This is a genomic window from Pseudotabrizicola sp. L79 (assembly GCF_036553525.1).
Taxonomy (GTDB): domain Bacteria; phylum Pseudomonadota; class Alphaproteobacteria; order Rhodobacterales; family Rhodobacteraceae; genus Pseudotabrizicola.
On record NZ_JAZHDA010000052.1, the window covers coordinates 172,887 to 189,580 of the forward strand.

At 65.0% G+C, this 16,694-nt stretch carries 20 protein-coding genes; 14 read left to right on the forward strand and 6 right to left on the reverse strand.

Annotated elements, in window-relative coordinates; translation table 11 throughout:
- The first annotated feature begins 90 nt into the window (after window positions 1-90).
- From V3C85_RS14005 to V3C85_RS14020, 4 genes are all read left to right on the forward strand, one after another.
- Window positions 91-666 carry a LabA-like NYN domain-containing protein gene (locus tag V3C85_RS14005; protein WP_331795774.1) on the forward strand — a complete coding sequence of 192 codons (576 nt, stop codon included), beginning with the start codon at window positions 91-93 and terminating at the stop codon, window positions 664-666.
- A gap of 84 nt (window positions 667-750) precedes the next feature.
- Window positions 751-1,209 (forward strand): YqaA family protein, encoded by a 459-nt coding sequence (locus V3C85_RS14010; RefSeq protein ID WP_331795775.1) that lies wholly within the window; start codon window positions 751-753, stop codon window positions 1,207-1,209.
- A 62-nt stretch (window positions 1,210-1,271) separates the two neighbouring features.
- A complete protein-coding gene (ispH, locus tag V3C85_RS14015) occupies window positions 1,272-2,225 on the forward strand; it encodes a 4-hydroxy-3-methylbut-2-enyl diphosphate reductase (RefSeq protein ID WP_331795776.1) in 954 nt (317 codons plus the stop codon).
- A gap of 116 nt (window positions 2,226-2,341) precedes the next feature.
- Window positions 2,342-2,800, forward strand: coding sequence for a DUF3429 domain-containing protein (locus tag V3C85_RS14020; protein WP_331795777.1), 459 nt, complete (start codon window positions 2,342-2,344; stop codon window positions 2,798-2,800).
- 30 nt (window positions 2,801-2,830) lie between these two features.
- Here the strand turns inward: V3C85_RS14020 and V3C85_RS14025 are convergent, their stop codons facing one another.
- The gene (locus tag V3C85_RS14025) at window positions 2,831-4,003 is read right to left on the reverse strand and encodes a MalY/PatB family protein (RefSeq protein WP_331795779.1); all 1,173 of its coding nucleotides are present in this window, start codon (window positions 4,001-4,003) and stop codon (window positions 2,831-2,833) included.
- A gap of 177 nt (window positions 4,004-4,180) precedes the next feature.
- Here V3C85_RS14025 and def (V3C85_RS14030) point away from each other — a divergent pair, with 177 nt between their 5' ends.
- The 6 genes from def (V3C85_RS14030) (at window position 4,181) to V3C85_RS14055 (ending at window position 7,340) form a co-directional block, all read left to right on the forward strand.
- Window positions 4,181-4,702 carry a peptide deformylase gene (gene def / locus V3C85_RS14030; RefSeq protein WP_331795781.1) on the forward strand — a complete coding sequence of 174 codons (522 nt, stop codon included), beginning with the start codon at window positions 4,181-4,183 and terminating at the stop codon, window positions 4,700-4,702.
- Window position 4,703: 1 nt separating this feature from the next.
- Entirely contained in the window at window positions 4,704-5,210 is a 507-nt protein-coding gene (gene def / locus V3C85_RS14035) for a peptide deformylase (RefSeq protein ID WP_331795782.1), read from the forward strand.
- Window positions 5,207-5,710, forward strand: coding sequence for a peptide deformylase (gene def, locus V3C85_RS14040; RefSeq protein WP_331795784.1), 504 nt, complete (start codon window positions 5,207-5,209; stop codon window positions 5,708-5,710). Before def (V3C85_RS14035) ends, def (V3C85_RS14040) begins: the two co-directional genes overlap by 4 nt.
- Window positions 5,707-6,603, forward strand: a complete 897-nt coding sequence (gene fmt, locus V3C85_RS14045; RefSeq protein WP_331795785.1) for a methionyl-tRNA formyltransferase — start codon at window positions 5,707-5,709, stop codon at window positions 6,601-6,603. Before def (V3C85_RS14040) ends, fmt begins: the two co-directional genes overlap by 4 nt.
- Before the next feature lie 85 nt (window positions 6,604-6,688).
- Complete coding sequence (locus V3C85_RS14050; RefSeq protein ID WP_331795786.1) at window positions 6,689-7,057, forward strand: hypothetical protein; 369 nt, start codon at window positions 6,689-6,691, stop codon at window positions 7,055-7,057.
- Window positions 7,058-7,106: 49 nt separating this feature from the next.
- On the forward strand, window positions 7,107-7,340 hold the full coding sequence (locus V3C85_RS14055; protein ID WP_331795787.1) for a GlsB/YeaQ/YmgE family stress response membrane protein: 234 nt from the start codon (window positions 7,107-7,109) through the stop codon (window positions 7,338-7,340).
- Between the two features lie 12 nt (window positions 7,341-7,352).
- Here V3C85_RS14055 and V3C85_RS14060 read toward each other — a convergent pair whose 3' ends face one another.
- From V3C85_RS14060 to V3C85_RS14070, 3 genes are all read right to left on the reverse strand, one after another.
- On the reverse strand, window positions 7,353-8,009 hold the full coding sequence (locus tag V3C85_RS14060; RefSeq protein WP_331795789.1) for a trimeric intracellular cation channel family protein: 657 nt from the start codon (window positions 8,007-8,009) through the stop codon (window positions 7,353-7,355).
- Window positions 8,006-8,488, reverse strand: coding sequence for a ribonuclease HI (gene rnhA / locus V3C85_RS14065; RefSeq protein WP_331795790.1), 483 nt, complete (start codon window positions 8,486-8,488; stop codon window positions 8,006-8,008). Before rnhA ends, V3C85_RS14060 begins: the two co-directional genes overlap by 4 nt.
- A gap of 84 nt (window positions 8,489-8,572) precedes the next feature.
- Window positions 8,573-8,923 (reverse strand): hypothetical protein, encoded by a 351-nt coding sequence (locus V3C85_RS14070; protein WP_331796040.1) that lies wholly within the window; start codon window positions 8,921-8,923, stop codon window positions 8,573-8,575.
- A 212-nt stretch (window positions 8,924-9,135) separates the two neighbouring features.
- On the opposite strand from V3C85_RS14070, the gene cobD reads away from it, so the two are divergent.
- Genes cobD through V3C85_RS14090 form a run of 4 tightly spaced genes read left to right on the forward strand, consistent with a single transcriptional unit; the run spans window position 9,136 to window position 12,706 of the window.
- Window positions 9,136-10,104, forward strand: coding sequence for a threonine-phosphate decarboxylase CobD (cobD, locus tag V3C85_RS14075; protein WP_331795791.1), 969 nt, complete (start codon window positions 9,136-9,138; stop codon window positions 10,102-10,104).
- Complete coding sequence (cbiB, locus tag V3C85_RS14080; RefSeq protein ID WP_331795792.1) at window positions 10,101-11,000, forward strand: adenosylcobinamide-phosphate synthase CbiB; 900 nt, start codon at window positions 10,101-10,103, stop codon at window positions 10,998-11,000. Before cobD ends, cbiB begins: the two co-directional genes overlap by 4 nt.
- 10 nt (window positions 11,001-11,010) lie before the next feature.
- The gene (locus V3C85_RS14085) at window positions 11,011-12,162 is read left to right on the forward strand and encodes a lytic murein transglycosylase (RefSeq protein ID WP_331795793.1); all 1,152 of its coding nucleotides are present in this window, start codon (window positions 11,011-11,013) and stop codon (window positions 12,160-12,162) included.
- Window positions 12,152-12,706 carry an MOSC domain-containing protein gene (locus V3C85_RS14090; protein WP_331795794.1) on the forward strand — a complete coding sequence of 185 codons (555 nt, stop codon included), beginning with the start codon at window positions 12,152-12,154 and terminating at the stop codon, window positions 12,704-12,706. Before V3C85_RS14085 ends, V3C85_RS14090 begins: the two co-directional genes overlap by 11 nt.
- An 85-nt stretch (window positions 12,707-12,791) precedes the next feature.
- On the opposite strand, the gene V3C85_RS14095 is transcribed toward V3C85_RS14090, so the two are convergent.
- Together V3C85_RS14095 and smc are read right to left on the reverse strand one after the other, a co-directional pair.
- Window positions 12,792-13,142 (reverse strand): hypothetical protein, encoded by a 351-nt coding sequence (locus tag V3C85_RS14095; protein ID WP_331795795.1) that lies wholly within the window; start codon window positions 13,140-13,142, stop codon window positions 12,792-12,794.
- Complete coding sequence (smc, locus tag V3C85_RS14100) at window positions 13,139-16,594, reverse strand: chromosome segregation protein SMC (protein ID WP_331795796.1); 3,456 nt, start codon at window positions 16,592-16,594, stop codon at window positions 13,139-13,141. The genes V3C85_RS14095 and smc overlap by 4 nt, the downstream gene beginning before the upstream one ends.
- Window positions 16,595-16,694 lie beyond the last annotated feature (100 nt).

Consider the following 16,694-nt stretch of genomic DNA (forward strand, 5'->3'; position numbering starts at 1 on the left):
ACGCAGGCCTGTTTGGCCGGCTTGTCGAAATAACACCACCGTTTTCGCAGGCCATCGCCTTTTGGGCAGCATTTTTGAGGGGAAATTTAGATGTTTTACAAGGACGAACGGCTTGCCCTGTTCATAGACGGATCAAACCTTTATGCGGCAGCCAAGTCGCTTGGGTTTGACATCGACTACAAACTTCTTCGGCAGGAATTCATGCGCCGCGGCAAGTTGCTGCGCGCCTTCTACTACACCGCCTTGCTGGAGAATGACGAATATTCCCCGATTCGACCTCTGGTTGATTGGCTGCACTACAACGGCTTTAACATGGTGACGAAGCCCGCCAAGGAATATACCGACAGCCAAGGCCGCCGGAAGGTGAAGGGGAACATGGACATCGAACTGACCGTCGATGCCATGGAACTTGCCCCCCGCGTCGATCACATCGTGTTGTTCTCGGGCGATGGGGATTTCCGCCCGCTGGTCGAAAGCCTGCAACGGCAGGGCGTGCGCGTTTCGGTCGTCTCGACCATCCGCAGCCAGCCGCCGATGATCGCCGATGAACTGCGCCGCCAGGCCGACAATTTCATCGAACTGGATGAATTGCGCGATGTGATCGGGCGTCCACCGCGTGATCCGCGCCCCGCCGACAGCGAAGAGCGGATGGTTGACGTAAAGTGATCAGAAAGGGGCGCCGTTGGTGCCCCTTTTCATTGCAGCACCCGTTGGGGGCAGCTATGGCCGGGCGATCAGATCGGGGTCACTATGGTTGCTGCATCGCTGTTCGGGCTGTTCATGGCGGCGTTTCTGGCCGCCACCCCCCTGCCCTTTCAATCTGAAATCGTGTTTCTGGGCCTGATGGCGGGCGGCAGCATTGCCGTCTGGCTGTTGGTGATCGTGGCCTCGGTCGGCAATACGCTGGGGTCATGCGTCACCTATGCGGCGGGCCGGGGCCTTGGCGGGGCACGGGGGGCCAGATGGTTTCCGGTGCGCCCCGATCAACTGGGCCGGGCCGAGCGGTGGTTTCAACGCTGGGGCCTGTGGGCGCTGTTGGTCAGTTGGGCACCCGGCGGGGATCTGATCGTGGCGCTGGCGGGGGTGCTGCGCGTGCCCTTTGGCCGCTTTCTGGCGCTGGTGGCCCTGGCCAAGACGCTGCGTTACATCGCCGTGGCGCTGCTGGGCGATGGGGCGGCCACCCTGCTGGCACGGCTGTGGATCTGGTAAAGCGCTTTGCCGTGGCCATCAGAATGCGCTAACTGATGCCCATCAGACGACGGAGACATGCCATGCCGCCCCGCCCCCCGCTGACCCTGTATCTGGCCGCGCCCCGTGGCTTTTGCGCAGGCGTTGACCGCGCCATCCGCATCGTGGAACTGGCGATCGAGAAATGGGGCGCGCCCGTCTACGTGCGCCATGAAATCGTGCACAACAAATTCGTGGTCGATGGTCTGCGCGCCAAAGGGGCGGTTTTTGTCGAGGAGCTGGACGATTGCCCACCAGACCGCCCGGTGGTGTTTTCGGCCCATGGCGTGCCCAAGGCCGTGCCCGCCGAGGCCGCGCGGCGCGAGATGATTGCTGTGGATGCGACCTGCCCGCTGGTCACCAAGGTGCATAACGAGGCCGCGCGGCACCATGAAAACGGCCTGCAACTGATCATGATCGGGCACGAAGGCCACCCCGAAACCGTGGGCACCATGGGCCAGCTGCCCCCCGGCGAGGTTTTGCTGGTGGAAACGGTGCAGGATGTGGCGCGGTTGCAGGTGCGCGATCCGCAAAAGCTGGCCTATATCACGCAAACCACGCTGTCGGTGGATGACACGGCAGATATTGCGGCGGCGCTGGTGGCGCGGTTCCCGGCCATTCTGGTGCCTGCACATGACGATATCTGCTATGCCACCACCAATCGGCAGATGGCGGTCAAGGCGATGGCCCCCCGGATTGACGCGCTGCTGGTGATCGGGGCGCCGAATTCGTCCAACTCGAAACGTCTGGTCGAGGTCGGGCGCACGGCCGGGTGCACTTATGCCCAGCTGATCCAACGGGCCGCCGAGATCGACTGGCGCGCGCTGGATGGCATCACCGCGATCGGCATCACGGCCGGGGCCAGCGCGCCCGAAGTGCTGGTGAATGAGGTGATCGACGCCTTTGCCCAACGATTTGACCTGCAGGTCGAGCGGGTGGAAACCGCGGTCGAGAACGTGGAATTCAAGGTGCCCCGCATCTTGCGCGAACCGGCCTAGGCACGGCCTGCACGCGGCAGGGGCGCAACACCGGCACTGATTTGCCGCTCGGCACTGGACCAAGGCTCGCCCAAGGCTAATGTCGCCCCCAGAGGCAGCAACTCGGGGGAGATGCGTTGGAACCCATTCCGAAATCGGCGCTGGCCCTTGGGTTGGCAGGGCTGATCCCGTTTGTCTGGGGCGCGCTTTCGGTGTTGTCACCGGCTTTGGCGGGCTTTGGCGCCAATCAGTTCGGCCCGCTGTTCACCGGCACTTACCTTAGCCTGACATACGGCACGGTGATCTTGTCGTTCATGTCGGGCGTGCTGTGGGGGTTTGCCACCAAGGCCGAAGACGAGGATGCCGCGATCAGCTATGTGCTGTCGGTGATCCCGGCGCTGTGGGCGTTTTTCATGGTGAACGGCGACCCCGCCGATGCCGCTGTCAACCTTGCTGCGGGCTTTGCCGGGCTGTTGCTGCTGGATTGGCATTTCTGGAAGCAGGGCACCGCCCCTAACTGGTGGCTGCGGATGCGCGCCGGGCTGACGGCGGTGGTGCTGATCTGCCTTGCCGTGCCAATCTTAACCGGGCGGTAGGAACGGGGCGCTTGACGCACCCCGATGTGCCTATTGCAGATCAGCAAAGGCCTTTTGCAACCGCGCCACGGCCTGTTCCACATTGGCGCGCGGCGTGGCGATGTTGAACCGCAGATAGCTTTCCCCGCCCGAGCCAAAGGTTTCGCCATGGTTGGCGGCGATCATCGCGCCCTGTTCAACCCGTGCCTTGAATTCCGCCGGGGCCATGCCGGTATCGGCAAAATTCACCCATGACAGATAGGTGGCCTCAAGCGGCATGGATTTCAGGCCCGGAATGGCGGCAATGCCGGCGTCAAAGATCTTGCGGTTGCCATCCAGATACTGGGTCAAATCATCAACCCAGGCCGCACCTTCGGGCGAATAGGCGGCCTCGACCATGTTCAGCCCAAAAGAGTTCGGCGAAATGCCAAGCGCCATCATCGTGGCGGCAAAGCGCGCCCGCAAGGCATCATCCGCGATGATGACATTGCCCGTGTGGCTGCCTGCGATGTTGAAGGTTTTGGTGGCTGCCGTCATCATCACCAGACGATCGGCAATATCGGGCGCAACATTGGGCATGACGTGGTGCTGATGGCCCGGCATCAGCAGATCATGGTGAATCTCATCCGACACCAGGATCAGGTCATGGCGCTTGCAGAAATCGGCCGTGGCGCGCAACTCCTCTTGTGTCCAGACCCGACCACCGGGGTTATGGGGTGAACACAGGATCAGCATCTTTTCGGCCCCGGTCATTTGGGCATCCCAAGCCGCGAAATCCATCTGATAACGCCCATCGACCAGCGCCAGGTTACATTCCACCACCCGACGGCCCGCCGCTTTGATCGTGCGGGCAAAGGCGTGATAAACAGGCGTCATCAGCACCACACCGTCACCCGGCTGGGTAAAGCTTTGCACCACAAGGCCCGTGCCGTTCACCAACCCATGGGTGGTGAAGATATGCTTGGGGTCAACCGCCCAACCGTGGCGCGTGTCCATCCACCAGCGGATCGCATCCAGATAGCTGGCATCGTCGCCGTAATAGCCGTAAACGCCATGCGCGGCCATTTTCTCGACCGCGGCCTGCACCGCATGGGGGGGGCGAAAGTCCATATCGGCCACCCACATCGCCAGCCCCTTGTCGGCGGGCACGCTGTAGAGGCGGCTCATCATGTCCCATTTTACGGAATGGGTTCCAAAACGGTCGATCTGGTCGTCAAAGCTCATGCTGGGCCCCAAGGCGGTAAGAGTTTATATTTCCAAGTTTTGCAAATTAATCGGAACAGACTTCCATTTCAACCAATTTTTACGGTATAATATTCCAAATATATCAAAAATATGCGAACAAATTTCCCAACCCGCTGCACTCTTGCGAAACCGGGGGCTGCGCCGTATTTCTGGCGCATGATCCGCCCCATCTTGATCCATCCCGACTCGCGCCTCAAGAAGCCCTGTGATCCAGTGGCCGAATTCACCCCGGATTTGGCCGAATTGGCGCAGGATATGCTGGAAACCATGTATGATGCGCCGGGCATTGGCCTTGCCGCGCCGCAGATCGGCGTGATGAAGCGCGTTCTGGTGATGGATTGCATCAAGGACGGCCCGCCGCGCCCGATGGTTCTGATCAACCCGCAGATCGTCTGGTCGTCAGAAGACCAGTCCGTCTATGAGGAAGGATGCCTGTCGATCCCCGATCAATATGCCGAGGTCAAGCGCCCCGAGACTGTGCGCGTGACATGGCAGGATGCCACCGGGGCCCCGCAGGAAGAACAGTTCGACGGCCTGTGGGCCACATGCGTGCAGCACGAGATCGACCATTTGGATGGCAAGCTGTTCATCGACTATCTGGGCCCGCTGAAGCGGCAGATGATCACCCGCAAGATGGAAAAGCTAAAGCGCGAACGGGCGCGTCAGGCCTCGGTCTGATATGGCCGTTCTGCCCCTTGTGCTGTGGCCCGACGCCCGCCTTGCCAGCGTTTGCACCGCGATCAAGGCGATTGATGCGCAGGTGCAGCAGTTGGCGCAGGATATGCTGGACACCATGTATGCCGCCCCCGGCCGTGGCCTTGCCGCGCCTCAGGTGGGGGTTTTGCGGCGCCTGTTCGTGATGGACACCACATGGAAAGAGGGCACCCGCGCACCCCTTGTCTGCATCAACCCAGACATCTTGTGGCGGTCTGATACGCTGCAACCCGGCCCCGAGGGGTGTCTTTCCATTCCCGGTGTCACCACCGAGGTGGCCCGCGCCACCGAGATCCGGCTGGGCTGGACAGGGCTGGACGGGCAGCGCCATGATCAGCATCTGACCGGCTTTGCCGCGATCTGCGCCCAACATGAATATGACCATCTTCAGGGCATCGTCACCTTTGACCGCCTGTCCCCCGCGGCGCGGCGCGTGGCCGAAGCCGTTTATGCCGATCGGACCCAAGCATGACCGCCCGCCCCTGCCTGCCCTGGCCCCATCCGGTGCTGAAAACCCCAGCCAGCGATGTTGACGCCATCACCGATGATGTGCGCGCCATCTGGGCCGATATGATCGACACAATGGAGGCGATGCCGGGCTATGGTCTGGCGGCGGTGCAGATCGGGGTGCCGCTGCGCCTTGCCGTTGTCGATTGCTCGACCCAGCGGGGGCAAGCGGTGCGCATGGCCAACCCGATTGTGCTGCATGCCAGCGGGCAATTGCGCGAACATGAGGAAGCCAGCCCCAACCTGCCCGGCGTCTCGGCCGTGATCCGGCGGCCCCGCGCCGTGACGGTGCAGTTCCTGAACGCGGCCGGAGAGGTGGAGGAGCGCGATTTTGTCGGCCTGTGGGCCACCAGCGTGCAGCATCAGATCGACCATCTGGCGGGCAAGATGTATTTTGACCATCTGTCGCCGCTGAAACGCAAGATGCTGGTGGCGCGGGCCGAAAAATACAGGAAGCGCGGATGAAAATCGTTTTCATGGGAACGCCCGAGTTTTCGGTGCCGGTGCTTGAGGCGCTGGCGGCCCAGCATGATGTGGTGGCGGTTTACACCCAGCCCCCCCGCCCCGCCGGGCGCGGCAAGGCCGACCGCCCGACTGCGGTTCATGCCCGCGCGCTGGCCTTGGGCCTGCCGGTGCGCCACCCGCAGCGGCTGACCTCGGCCCAGGATCAGGCCGACTTTGCCGCCCTGGGGGCCGATGTGGCGGTGGTGGTGGCCTATGGGCTGATCCTGCCACAGGCGGTGCTGGATGCGCCGCGCCATGGCTGCCTGAACATTCACGCCAGCCTGCTGCCGCGCTGGCGCGGGGCGGCGCCCATTCACCGCGCGATCATGGCGGGGGATGCGGAAACCGGCATCTGCATCATGCAGATGGAGGCAGGGCTGGACACTGGCCCGGTGCTGCTGCGCGCGGCCACGGCCATCGGCCCCGAGGAAACCACCGCCGATCTGCATGACCGTTTGTCGGCGATGGGGGCCGGGCTGATCGTGCAAGCGCTGGCGCAGTTGCCTGATTTGCAGCCCGTGCCCCAGCCTGATCAGGGCGTGACCTATGCCGCCAAGATCGACAAGGCCGAGGCGCGGGTCGATTTCACCCAATCTGCCGAAACGGTTGATCGGCTGATCCGGGGCCTGTCGCCCTTTCCCGGCGCATGGGTCGAGGTGCAGGGCGAACGGATCAAACTGCTGCGCTCGCGTCTGGCCAGTGGCGCGGGGCTGCCCGGCACGGTGTTGCGCGGCTTTACCATCGCCTGCGGCACAGGCGCGATCGAGGTGACCGAGGCGCAGCGGCAGGGCAAGCGCCCCATGCCCGCCGCCGAGGTGTTGAAGGGCCTGTCGCTGCCCGACTGCATCGGGTGACAAATCCCGTCATGCGGGCCCTTATGGTTGACGGTTTGCAGTTTGGGCGCGAACATCACCGGGCAATCCAGCCTTGGGAGATACCATGAAATCCTTTTTCCTGACCGCCACCCTTGCCCTGGCAACAGCTTTCCCCAGCTTTGCCGAAGATGCCGCCCCCACCGCCGCCGTTCTGGAACAGATCGTGCTCAGCGAACAGTTGATCGCCGCCGGTATCGCGCGCAAAGACCCGGTTCTGATCCTTGCCGCCATCCGCCTGCGGGCCGATCTGGGGGGCGATATGGGAACACCGGGGGGCGAGGTCACGTCGAAAGAGGCGGCTTTGGCCGCTGCGCGCGATGCCGCGGGCGATGATGCCGCCCTGCTGGCACTGGTCGAAGATGCCGCCACCGAAGGCACGCGGCGGATGCAGATCTGTTCGAACTATACCTATGGCGGCAATTACTGCTATTGAGAACCAAGCGCCGGGGGCACAGGCCCCCGGCCCAGCGAAAGGCCGTGCCATGCCGATCCTTGCTCTGATCATCATCGGGGCCGCTGCCGGGTTTCTGGCGACGCGGATCATGAAGGTGACCACCGATGTGCCCACCACGATTGCCATCGGCATCGGCGGGGCGCTGATCGGCGGCATGACGTTGCGCTTTGTGATGATGCTGACAGGCTGGGCCGCGGGTTTTATCGGGGCCGTCCTGGGGGCGATGATCCTGATCTGGCTGTGGCGCAGCTATTTCAGATAGGCCCCCGTGGCCTTATCGCTTGGGCGGATTGGTGCGCGGCGGGTGCGATTTATAGACCGGCAGCTTCCAGCCCAGGGCCAGACTGCCCGCCCGCAGACACAGCGTCACCGCCGCACAGGCCAGCAGCGCCGTGCCCCCCTGCACCCCAATCAGGGCCAGCAGCACAACAGCCAAGGCCCCGGCAAAGGCACAGGTTACATAAAGCTCTCCCTGCTTCAGCACCAGGGGCACTTCGTTGCAAACGACATCGCGCATCAGCCCGCCCATGCAACCGGTGATCATGCCCATCACCAGAATGACCGGCCAGCCCGCCCCTTGGGCCAGTGCCGCCGCCACACCGGCCGGCACCGCCACGGCCAGCGCAAAGGCATCCAGCCACAGAATGGCGCGATAGCGGCTTTCCAGCCGATGCGCCGTCAGAAACACGATCACCGCCGCCGCACTGGCCACGGCCAGCATCACCGGATCAACGATCCAGAACACCGGGCGGTCCAGCATCACATCGCGCAAGGTGCCGCCCCCCGTCGCCGTCAGGCAGGCAATGAAGATAAAGCCCACCACATCCAACTGCGCCCGACTGGCCACCAAGGCCCCCGTCAGGGCAAAGATCGCCACACTGGCATAATCCAGAAAGGGCAACAGGGCGCGCAGCCCCTCGGCGGCCGTCATGGGGCGGCCTTTGCGGGCTTGAACGGCGCCATCCCGGCGCGGGCCAGCGCATCGGCACGTTCGTTTTCCTCATGGCCGGCATGGCCCTTGATCCAGCGCCACTCCACCTTGTGGCGGGCCTGTGCCTCATCCAGCCGCTGCCACAATTCGACATTCTTGACCGGTTTCTTGTCTGCCGTGCGCCAGCCATTGCGCTTCCAGCCATGAATCCAGCCCGTCACACCGTTTTTCACATAGGCGCTGTCCGTGACCACGGTGATTTCGCTGGCGCGCGACAAGGATTCCAGCGCCGAGATCGCAGCCATCAATTCCATCCGGTTGTTGGTGGTATCGGCCTCACCGCCCGAAAGCTCACGCTCTTTCAGAACCCGGTCGCCATCCCGTGCAATCAGCAAGGCCCCCCAGCCACCCGGGCCGGGGTTTCCGGAACAGGCACCATCGGTATAGGCGAAAAGTTTGGGCGCAAGGTTTTGGGTCATTGTCTCTCCTGTCGCCTGAGGGCTTAGAAAGCGCAGACGCAAAGGTCAATCACCCCTTGGGGCCAATGGCTGGCCCGCGCCAGATCAGGCCTTGGGCAACAGGGCGATGGGCGCGTTTTCTTCACGCCAGAAATCCAGCGGGGCCTTGTCCAGGACCGCGGTCGAGCGTTTGAAGTCGCAGACCAATTCGCCGTTTTCCACCGCCGAGGCCACGATCAGGCATTCCAGCACATGGCGGCTGCCATCATAGACATCGACCAGCCCACGCAGATGCGGTGTCAGATCAGCATCAAGGGCAAGGCCATTCTGCCACAGGCGCAGCACTGGAAAAACCGCCTCGCCCACCTGGACCCGCAGGCGCGATTTGCGTTTGGCCTGGGCCTTGCGGGCCTTGTCCAGCCCCTCGCTGATTTCGCTTGGCAGAAATTCCAACATCTTCGCCTCCAGCCGCTCCCATCGTAACTCTGCGCCAGCATTGGTTAAAATCAAGTCAACCATGTAACAGCCCCTGCGGGTAGCCCGTTTCTGCACGGTTCGTGCCGAATTTGTCGCATTCAGGCCGCCGTTGGCCGGTGCGAAGGCGTTGTATCGGCCTGAAAAATCAGATCAATCGGCACCGCAAGGGGCAAAGGCACAGGGTGAGTCGCGTGGCACAGGCCAATCAGCAGCCAGATCATGGCGGGGGCGTCGATGCCGCTGCGGCGCGCTGGGGTGGCCCGCGCGCCTCGTGGATCGACCTGTCAACCGGCATCAACCCGCTGCCCTATCCGGTGCTGGCCCTGCCCGCGCAGGCCTGGGCGGCCCTGCCAGATCAGGCCGCGCAAACGGCGCTGGTGACAGCGGCCCGCCAGTTCTGGCAGGTGCCTGCGGATGCGGCGGTTCTGGCGGCGCCGGGCTGTTCGGCGCTGATCGCGCGCATTCCCGCCCTGGCCCCGGCCGCGCGGGTCAGCATTGCGGGGCCCACCTATAACGAACATGGCCGCGCCTTTGCCGCAGCCGGCTGGCAGGCGGTTTCCGGCCCGGCCAAGGTGGCAGGGGCGGCGGCCATCGAGGCGGCCGTGATCGTGCACCCCAACAATCCCGACGGGCGGTTCTTTGACGCCCCCCAAGCCGCCCTGACCGTGATCGACGAAAGCTTTTGTGATGTCGCCCCGGAGGCCAGCCTGATCAGCCATGCCACCCGCCCCGGTGTGATCGTTCTGAAAAGCTTTGGCAAATTCTGGGGCCTTGCCGGGCTGCGGCTTGGTTTTGCCATTGGCGACCCTGCCCTGATCGGCCCCTTGGCGCAGATGATGGGGCCTTGGCCCGTGTCCGGCCCCGCGCTGCACATCGGCGCACAGGCGCTGAATGACACGGCCTGGGCTGCGGCCACCCGGTCGCGGCTGGCGGCGGATGCCGCGCGGCTGGATGCGCTGATGGCCGGGGCGGGCGTGTCGCTGGTGGGCGGCACAACGCTGTTCCGCCTGTATGACACCGAAGATGCCGCACAGTGGCAAGACCGTCTGGCCCGCCACCAGATCTGGACCCGCATTTTCCCCTATTCGTCGCGTTGGCTGCGGCTGGGCCTGCCCGGCCCGCAGGCCGACTGGGCACGGCTGACGGCGGCCCTCGCATGACGCTGATCCTGGCCATGCTGCTGGACGCGCTGCTGGGGGAACCCAAGGCGCTGTGGAACCGCTGGCCGCATCCGGCGGTTCTGATGGGCCGCGCCGTGGGCTATATGGACAAGCGGTTCAACGCAGGCCCCTACCGCCGGGCCAAGGGTGCGGCGGCGATGGGGGCGCTGGGGCTGGCCGCGCTGGCCTTGGGCCAACTGATCGCGCTGGTGCCTGATTTCGGGGTGCTAGAGGTGATCGTGACAGCCATCCTGCTGGCGCAGAAATCCTTGGTGCAGCATGTGCGCGCCGTCGCCGATGCGCTGCGGCTGTCGTTGCCGGGGGGCCGGTTTGCCGTGTCGATGATCGTGGGCCGCGATACGGCGGCACTGGATCAGGCCGCCGTGTCGCGCGCCGCGATCGAAAGCGCGGCTGAAAACCTGTCAGACGGGGTGATTGCCCCCGCCTTCTGGTTTCTGATCGCGGGCCTGCCGGGGCTGATGCTGTATAAGATCACCAATACCGCCGACAGCATGATCGGCCACCGCACCCCACGGCACGAGGAGTTCGGCTGGGCCGCCGCGCGGTTTGACGATCTGTTGAACCTGATCCCGGCGCGGCTGACCGCTGCCCTGATCGCGCTGTCGCATGGTCATACCGACCCGGCCCCCATTCTGCGCGACGCCCCCCTGCACCGCAGCCCCAATGCCGGCTGGCCCGAGGCGGCCATGGCCGTGGTGCTGGATGTGGCTTTGTCCGGACCACGCGCGTATCACGGAAAAACCACGGATTTCCCATGGGTCCACCCCGAAGGCAACCGACAGCCCGGCCCCGACCAGATTGATGCGGCCTGCGCCGCACTTTGGCGGGCCTGGGCGATGATGCTGGGGATTGTGGCGATCACGGCACTTGTCTAACGTCGGGCCCATGCGCTTGATCATTCCCCTGTTGCTGCTGGCCAGCCCCGCCCTTGCCGCCCCCTGTGGTGGCCCCCTGTCTGATTTCACCGCCGCCATCACGGCCGAGGCCGTGGCCCAAGGCCTGCCCGAAGAGGCCGCCCGCAGTTACCTGCGCGGCGCGCGGATCGACGACCGGGTGTTGGCCCGCGACCGCAGCCAAGGCGTGTTTCGGATGAATTTCATCGACTTTTCGCGCCGCCTGATCAGCCAGAACCGCATCGACACGGGCCGCGCATTGGCCCAGCGTCATGCTGCGATCTTTGACCGGGCCGAGGCCGAATTTGGCGTGCCACGCGGCATTCTGCTGGCCTTTTGGGCCTTTGAGACGGATTACGGGCAGGTGCAGGGCGATTTCAACACCCGTGACGCGCTGGTCACCCTGGGCCATGATTGCCGCCGCCCCGAGTTGTTTCAGCCGCAAATTCTGGCGGCCATCGCCCTGCATGCACGCGGCGATTTTCCAACCGATACCACCGGGGCCTGGGCTGGCGAAATCGGCATGGTGCAGATGCTGCCCTATGACATTCTGGAACGCGGCGTCGATGGCGATGGTGACGGGCATGTCACGTTGAAAACCTCGGTTGCTGATGCGCTGATGTCGGGCGCGCGGTTGTTGCAGCACCACGGCTGGCAGGCCGGGCAACCCTGGCTGGCCGAAGTTACCGTTCCCGCCCGGATGGATTGGGCGCAGACCGGGCTGGATGTGCAAAAGCCGCTGTCTGACTGGCAGGCCATGGGGGTGACAGGCAAGGCAGACCTGCCACAAGGCAATGCCAGCCTGATCTTGCCGCAGGGTCGCAATGGGCCTGCCTTTCTGGCCTATCAGAATTTCCGCACGTTGTTCGACTGGAACCAAAGCTTTACCTATGTGCTGACCGGGGCCTATTTCGCCACGCGCCTGCAAGGGGCCAGCCCCTATGATGCGGGCAACCCAGACCCCGGGCTGGATGACCAGCAGATGATGCGCCTGCAAGAAAAGCTGGCAGCCCTGGGCCATGACGTTGGCAAGATCGACGGGATTTTGGGGGCCGGCACGCGGGCGGCCGTGCAAAAGGAACAGATCAGGCTGGGCCTTCCCGCTGATGCCTGGCCAACCGTGGAGTTGTTGAATGCCCTCTGATCCCGTGACCATGGCCGAACTGATGGCGGCGCTGCCACAGGTGCTGGCGGCGCCCAAGACCGATGCCCGGATTGACGGCCTGTGCTTTCGCCCGGCCTTTAATCAGCGCCAGTTTCCAGACAGCCTGACCCTGACCCGTGATCAGGGCGTGCCCGGAGAGCGGTGGCTGACCGCCCCATGGATGAAGCTGCCTGATGGCAGCCCGGACCCACGCATTCAGGTGTCGATCCTGCCGTTGCGGGTGATGGATCTGGTCTGGCGCGACCGCGAGGGGCAGCCCCATCCGGGCGATACGATCGTGGCCGATCTGGACATGTCCGAGGCCAACCTGCCTGCGGGCACGCTGTTGCAGGCCGGAACGGCGGTGGTGCGGGTGTCAGATGCCTTTAACGACGCTTGCGTGAAATGGAAGGTCCGCTACGGCAAAGATGCCAAAGACTGGGTCAAGGCCCCCGGCCATCCACCGCTTCGATTGCGCGGCGTGCTGTGTTCGGTCGAGCAAGACGGCATCGTCCGTCTGGGGGATCGCCTGCGCAAATTGTAAGCGGCCCCTGGCGATCCAAACCGGTCGATTCAAAAGGCCAGCCTCATGGGTTCCGACATCTGGGGCGCCTTGGCTGACGGGGGCTTTACATCCCTTCGCCCGGTGCGCGCTGATTGCGGCGCCAGCCGATCAGCGTGGCCACTGCGGCTTCGGCCACCGCCGCCCAGTGCTGCACCGCAGCCGCATCACCCTCTGCCAGCCACATCGAAACCCGCGTCTCGCCCTGATGCACATCCATCCGGGCCGTCGGGTTCGCAGCGTTCCATCCGTCGACCTGCGCGGCGCTGGCCCTGACCGGCCATTGCACAGCCAGCCGCCAGCCCCCCGCTTCGGGCGTTGCGGAAAATTCGACCGAAGCAGACCAGAGCCGGGCGTGGATCACTTCGCCCTCGGCCTCGACCCCAGGAAAGCCCGCCGCTTGCAACGCCGCGATCATGCCACCAGCGCCTCGGCCTTTTTCAGATCGACGCTGACCAACTGGCTGACGCCCTGTTCGGCCATGGTCACACCAAACAGCCGGTCCATCCGTGCCATGGTCACGGCATGGTGGGTGATGATCAGGAACCGCGTCTCGGTGCGGCGGGTCATTTCATCCAGCAGGTCACAAAACCGCGTCACATTGGCGTCATCCAGGGGCGCGTCCACCTCATCCAGCACGCAAATCGGGGCGGGATTGGCCAGAAACACCCCAAAGATCAGTGCCAGCGCCGTCAGCGTCTGCTCGCCCCCCGACAACAGCGACAAAACGGCCAGTTTCTTGCCCGGCGGCTGGCACATGATTTCCAGACCAGCCTCAAGCGGATCATCGCTTTCGACCAGCACCAAACGCGCTTCGCCCCCACCAAACAGGTGGGTGAACAGCGTGGCGAAATTGGCGTTCACCTGTTCAAAGGCGGTCAGCAGGCGTTCGCGCCCCTCTTTGTTCAGGCCCGAGATTCCAGCGCGCAGTTTCTTGATCGCCTCTTCCAGATCGGTCTTTTCCTGCAACAGCGTGCCATGTTCTTCGCCCACCGTTTTCAGGTCTTCCTCGGCGCGCAGGTTCACCGCCCCCAACGAGTCACGCTGGCGCTTGAGCCGTTGCACTTCGATATCCAGCGCCTCGGCATCGGGCATGGCATCGGGGTCAACGGCCAGCTTGGCCAGCAGTTCGGCGGGCTTGCACTCGGCCTCTTCGGCGATGCGCTCGGCGGCATAGGCAACGGTTTCGCGGGCTGCATCATTGCGCGCCTCGGCCCGCGCTCGCGCTTCGCGCGCCTCGCCTGACAGACGCTCGGCCTCCCGCTCGGCCAGTTGCGCATCGCGCAGGGCGGCTTCAGCCTCGGCCAGCGCATCGGCGGCCTTGCGGCGGCGCGCTTCGGCCGCGTCGATGGCCTCGCCCAGTTCTTCGCGCTTGGCGGCGATTTCTTCGGGGGCGGCGCTGGCCTCTTCCAGTTCCTCCTCTGTCTCGGCCCGACGTTCGGCCAGTTCGGCCGTGCGCTTTTCCGCCGTTTCCAGACGGTGCCGCCAACCCGACAACTCTTTTTGCGCCTCTTGGCGGCGGCGCACCCGCGCCTCGCCCTCCCGCTTCAATTCATCATGCGCAGACCGGCGGGTCAGCATGGTCAGGCGCGCTGCCTCGACCACCACTTTCGCGGCTTCAACCTTGTCGCGCGCGGCCTCCAGATCGGGCAGTTCGGCACGGCTGGCCTCGGCTTCGCGCATCCGCAACCGCGCCGACATCGCCTCTTCTTCGAACCGCGCCACGGCAAGACGGGCAGATTCCAGCTTGCCCCCGGCAATCGACATTTCCGCCTCGGCCCGGCTGCTGGCACGGTTGGCATCGGCCACCCGCTGATCAGCGGCGCGGCGCGCATCGCGGGCCATCTGATCGGCCCGGCCCAGATCGGCCAGACGGGCCTGCAAGGCCTCATGCGCGCGTTTTGCGCCTTCGGCACGGGCGGCCACCTCTTCCAGATCGCGCTTCAGCTGCACCAGCCGGTTCAACTGTTGCAAGCGGGCGGCGGCGGCGCTGGGGGCATCTTCGGCACTGGCGCGAAAACCATCCCAGCGCCACAAATCGCCCTCAAGGCTGACCAGACGCTGACCGGGGCGCAAATCCGCCTGCAAGGCAGCGCCCTGATCACGCGCCACCAGCCCGATCTGCGACAACCGCCGCGCCAAAACCGCCGGGGCGCCGACATGGCTGGCCAGGGGTGCTGCCCCCGCAGGCAGGGCGGCCGCCTGATCATAGCCGGGCAGCAAGGCCCAGCCTGAGCCTGCGTCATCGCCCACCTCTGGCGCGCGCAGATCATCCGACAGCGCCGCCCCCAGTGCCTTTTCATAGCCCGACTCGACCGTCAGGCGGTCAAGCAACTGGTTTCCGGCCTGGGATTCGCGCGCCACCAGCCGTGCCAGTGCCGCCACTTCCGCCCGCAGGGCATTGGCCTCGCCCTCGGCCTCGCCGCGCGCGGCCCGTGCCTCGGCCTCGCGGCCCTGCACCTCGGCGCGGGCCTCTTCGGCCGCCTCCAGCGCCTCTTCGGCGGCTTCGGCCAGCGCCATCGCTTCATCCTGCGCCTCGCGCGCGGCCTCATGCGCCTCGGTGGCAAGGGCCAAAGCCTCGCCCGCCGTTTCCACCGTATCGCGGGCCTTGATGGCCTCGCCTTCGGCCCGGTCCAGCACGGCGCGGGTGTCCGACAGCAAGCGCTGCGCCGATTGGTGCCGCGCCGCCAGACGCGCCGCATCCTCGGTGGCTTCGCTCAGCATCGCCTCACGGTCCGACAGCAGCGCCCCGGCCTCGCGCGCGGCCTCGGCGGCTTCGGTCAGCCGGTCCTCATGGCCGTCATGCGCGCGCTGAAGCTGTGCAATTTCCCAGTCAAGCCGACTGATGGTTTCGCCTGCATCGCGGTTCAGACCGGCCTCGCGCTCCATATCGCGGCCCAGTTGCGCGATGCGCCCCCGCAGCGTCTCGATCAACTGCATGGCGCGGGCCTCTTGATCACCCAAGGCATCACGCTGCAAGACCAGACGTTGCAGAATGGCCGAGGCCACCGCCTCTTCTTCGCGCCGCGGGGGCAGCGCGTCTTCGCGCCCCTCGCGCACCTTGGCTGCGGCGCGGGCGGCGGCATCGGCTTTGCCCGCCGCAATCAGGCGGTCGCGCAGGGAGGCCTCTGCCTCCATCCGCGCCAGTTCAGCCTCGCGCCAACGGCGAAACAGCAACATACCTTCCGACCGGCGCAACTCCTCGCCGATCTCGCGATAGCGCGCGGCCTGTCGGGCCTGCCGTGTCAGCGTTGCAAGTTGCGCGGCCAGACCTTCCAGCACATCATCAACGCGCAACAGGTTCTGCTCGGCCCCGTTCAGCTTCAACTCGGCCTCGTGCCGCCGCGCATAAAGGCCCGAGATCCCGGCCGCCTCTTCCAGAATGCGCCGCCGCGCCTTGGGCTTGGCGTTGATCAGTTCCGAAATCTGCCCCTGCCGCACCAGCGCCGGAGAGGCCGAGCCGGTCGAGGCATCGGCAAACAGCATCTGCACATCGCGGGCGCGCACATCCTTGGAATTCGCCTTGTAGGCGCTGCCCGCATCGCGGGTGATGCGCCGCGTGATCTCGATCTGATCGGCGTCGTTAAACCCGCTGGGGGCCAGCCGGTCCTGATTGTCGATGATCAGGCTGACTTCGGCGAAATGCCGCGCGCCCCGGCTGCCAGAGCCGGCAAAGATCACATCTTCCATCCCGCCGCCGCGCATCGCCGTGGGGCGGTTTTCGCCCATCACCCAGCGCATCGCCTCCAGCAGGTTCGATTTGCCGCAGCCATTCGGACCGACCACGCCTGTCAGCCCCTCATGGATCACCAGATCCGTGGGGTCGACAAAGCTTTTGAAGCCGTTCAGCCGAAGCTTGGAAAAACGCAACCTGTCCCTCATGAGTCGCAGCAAGGGCGCTATGGTCGGCAGCAAGCCGCCCCGAGTCAACCGCAGCCCCCCGCATCTGGACCAGATCGGCAGCTTATCC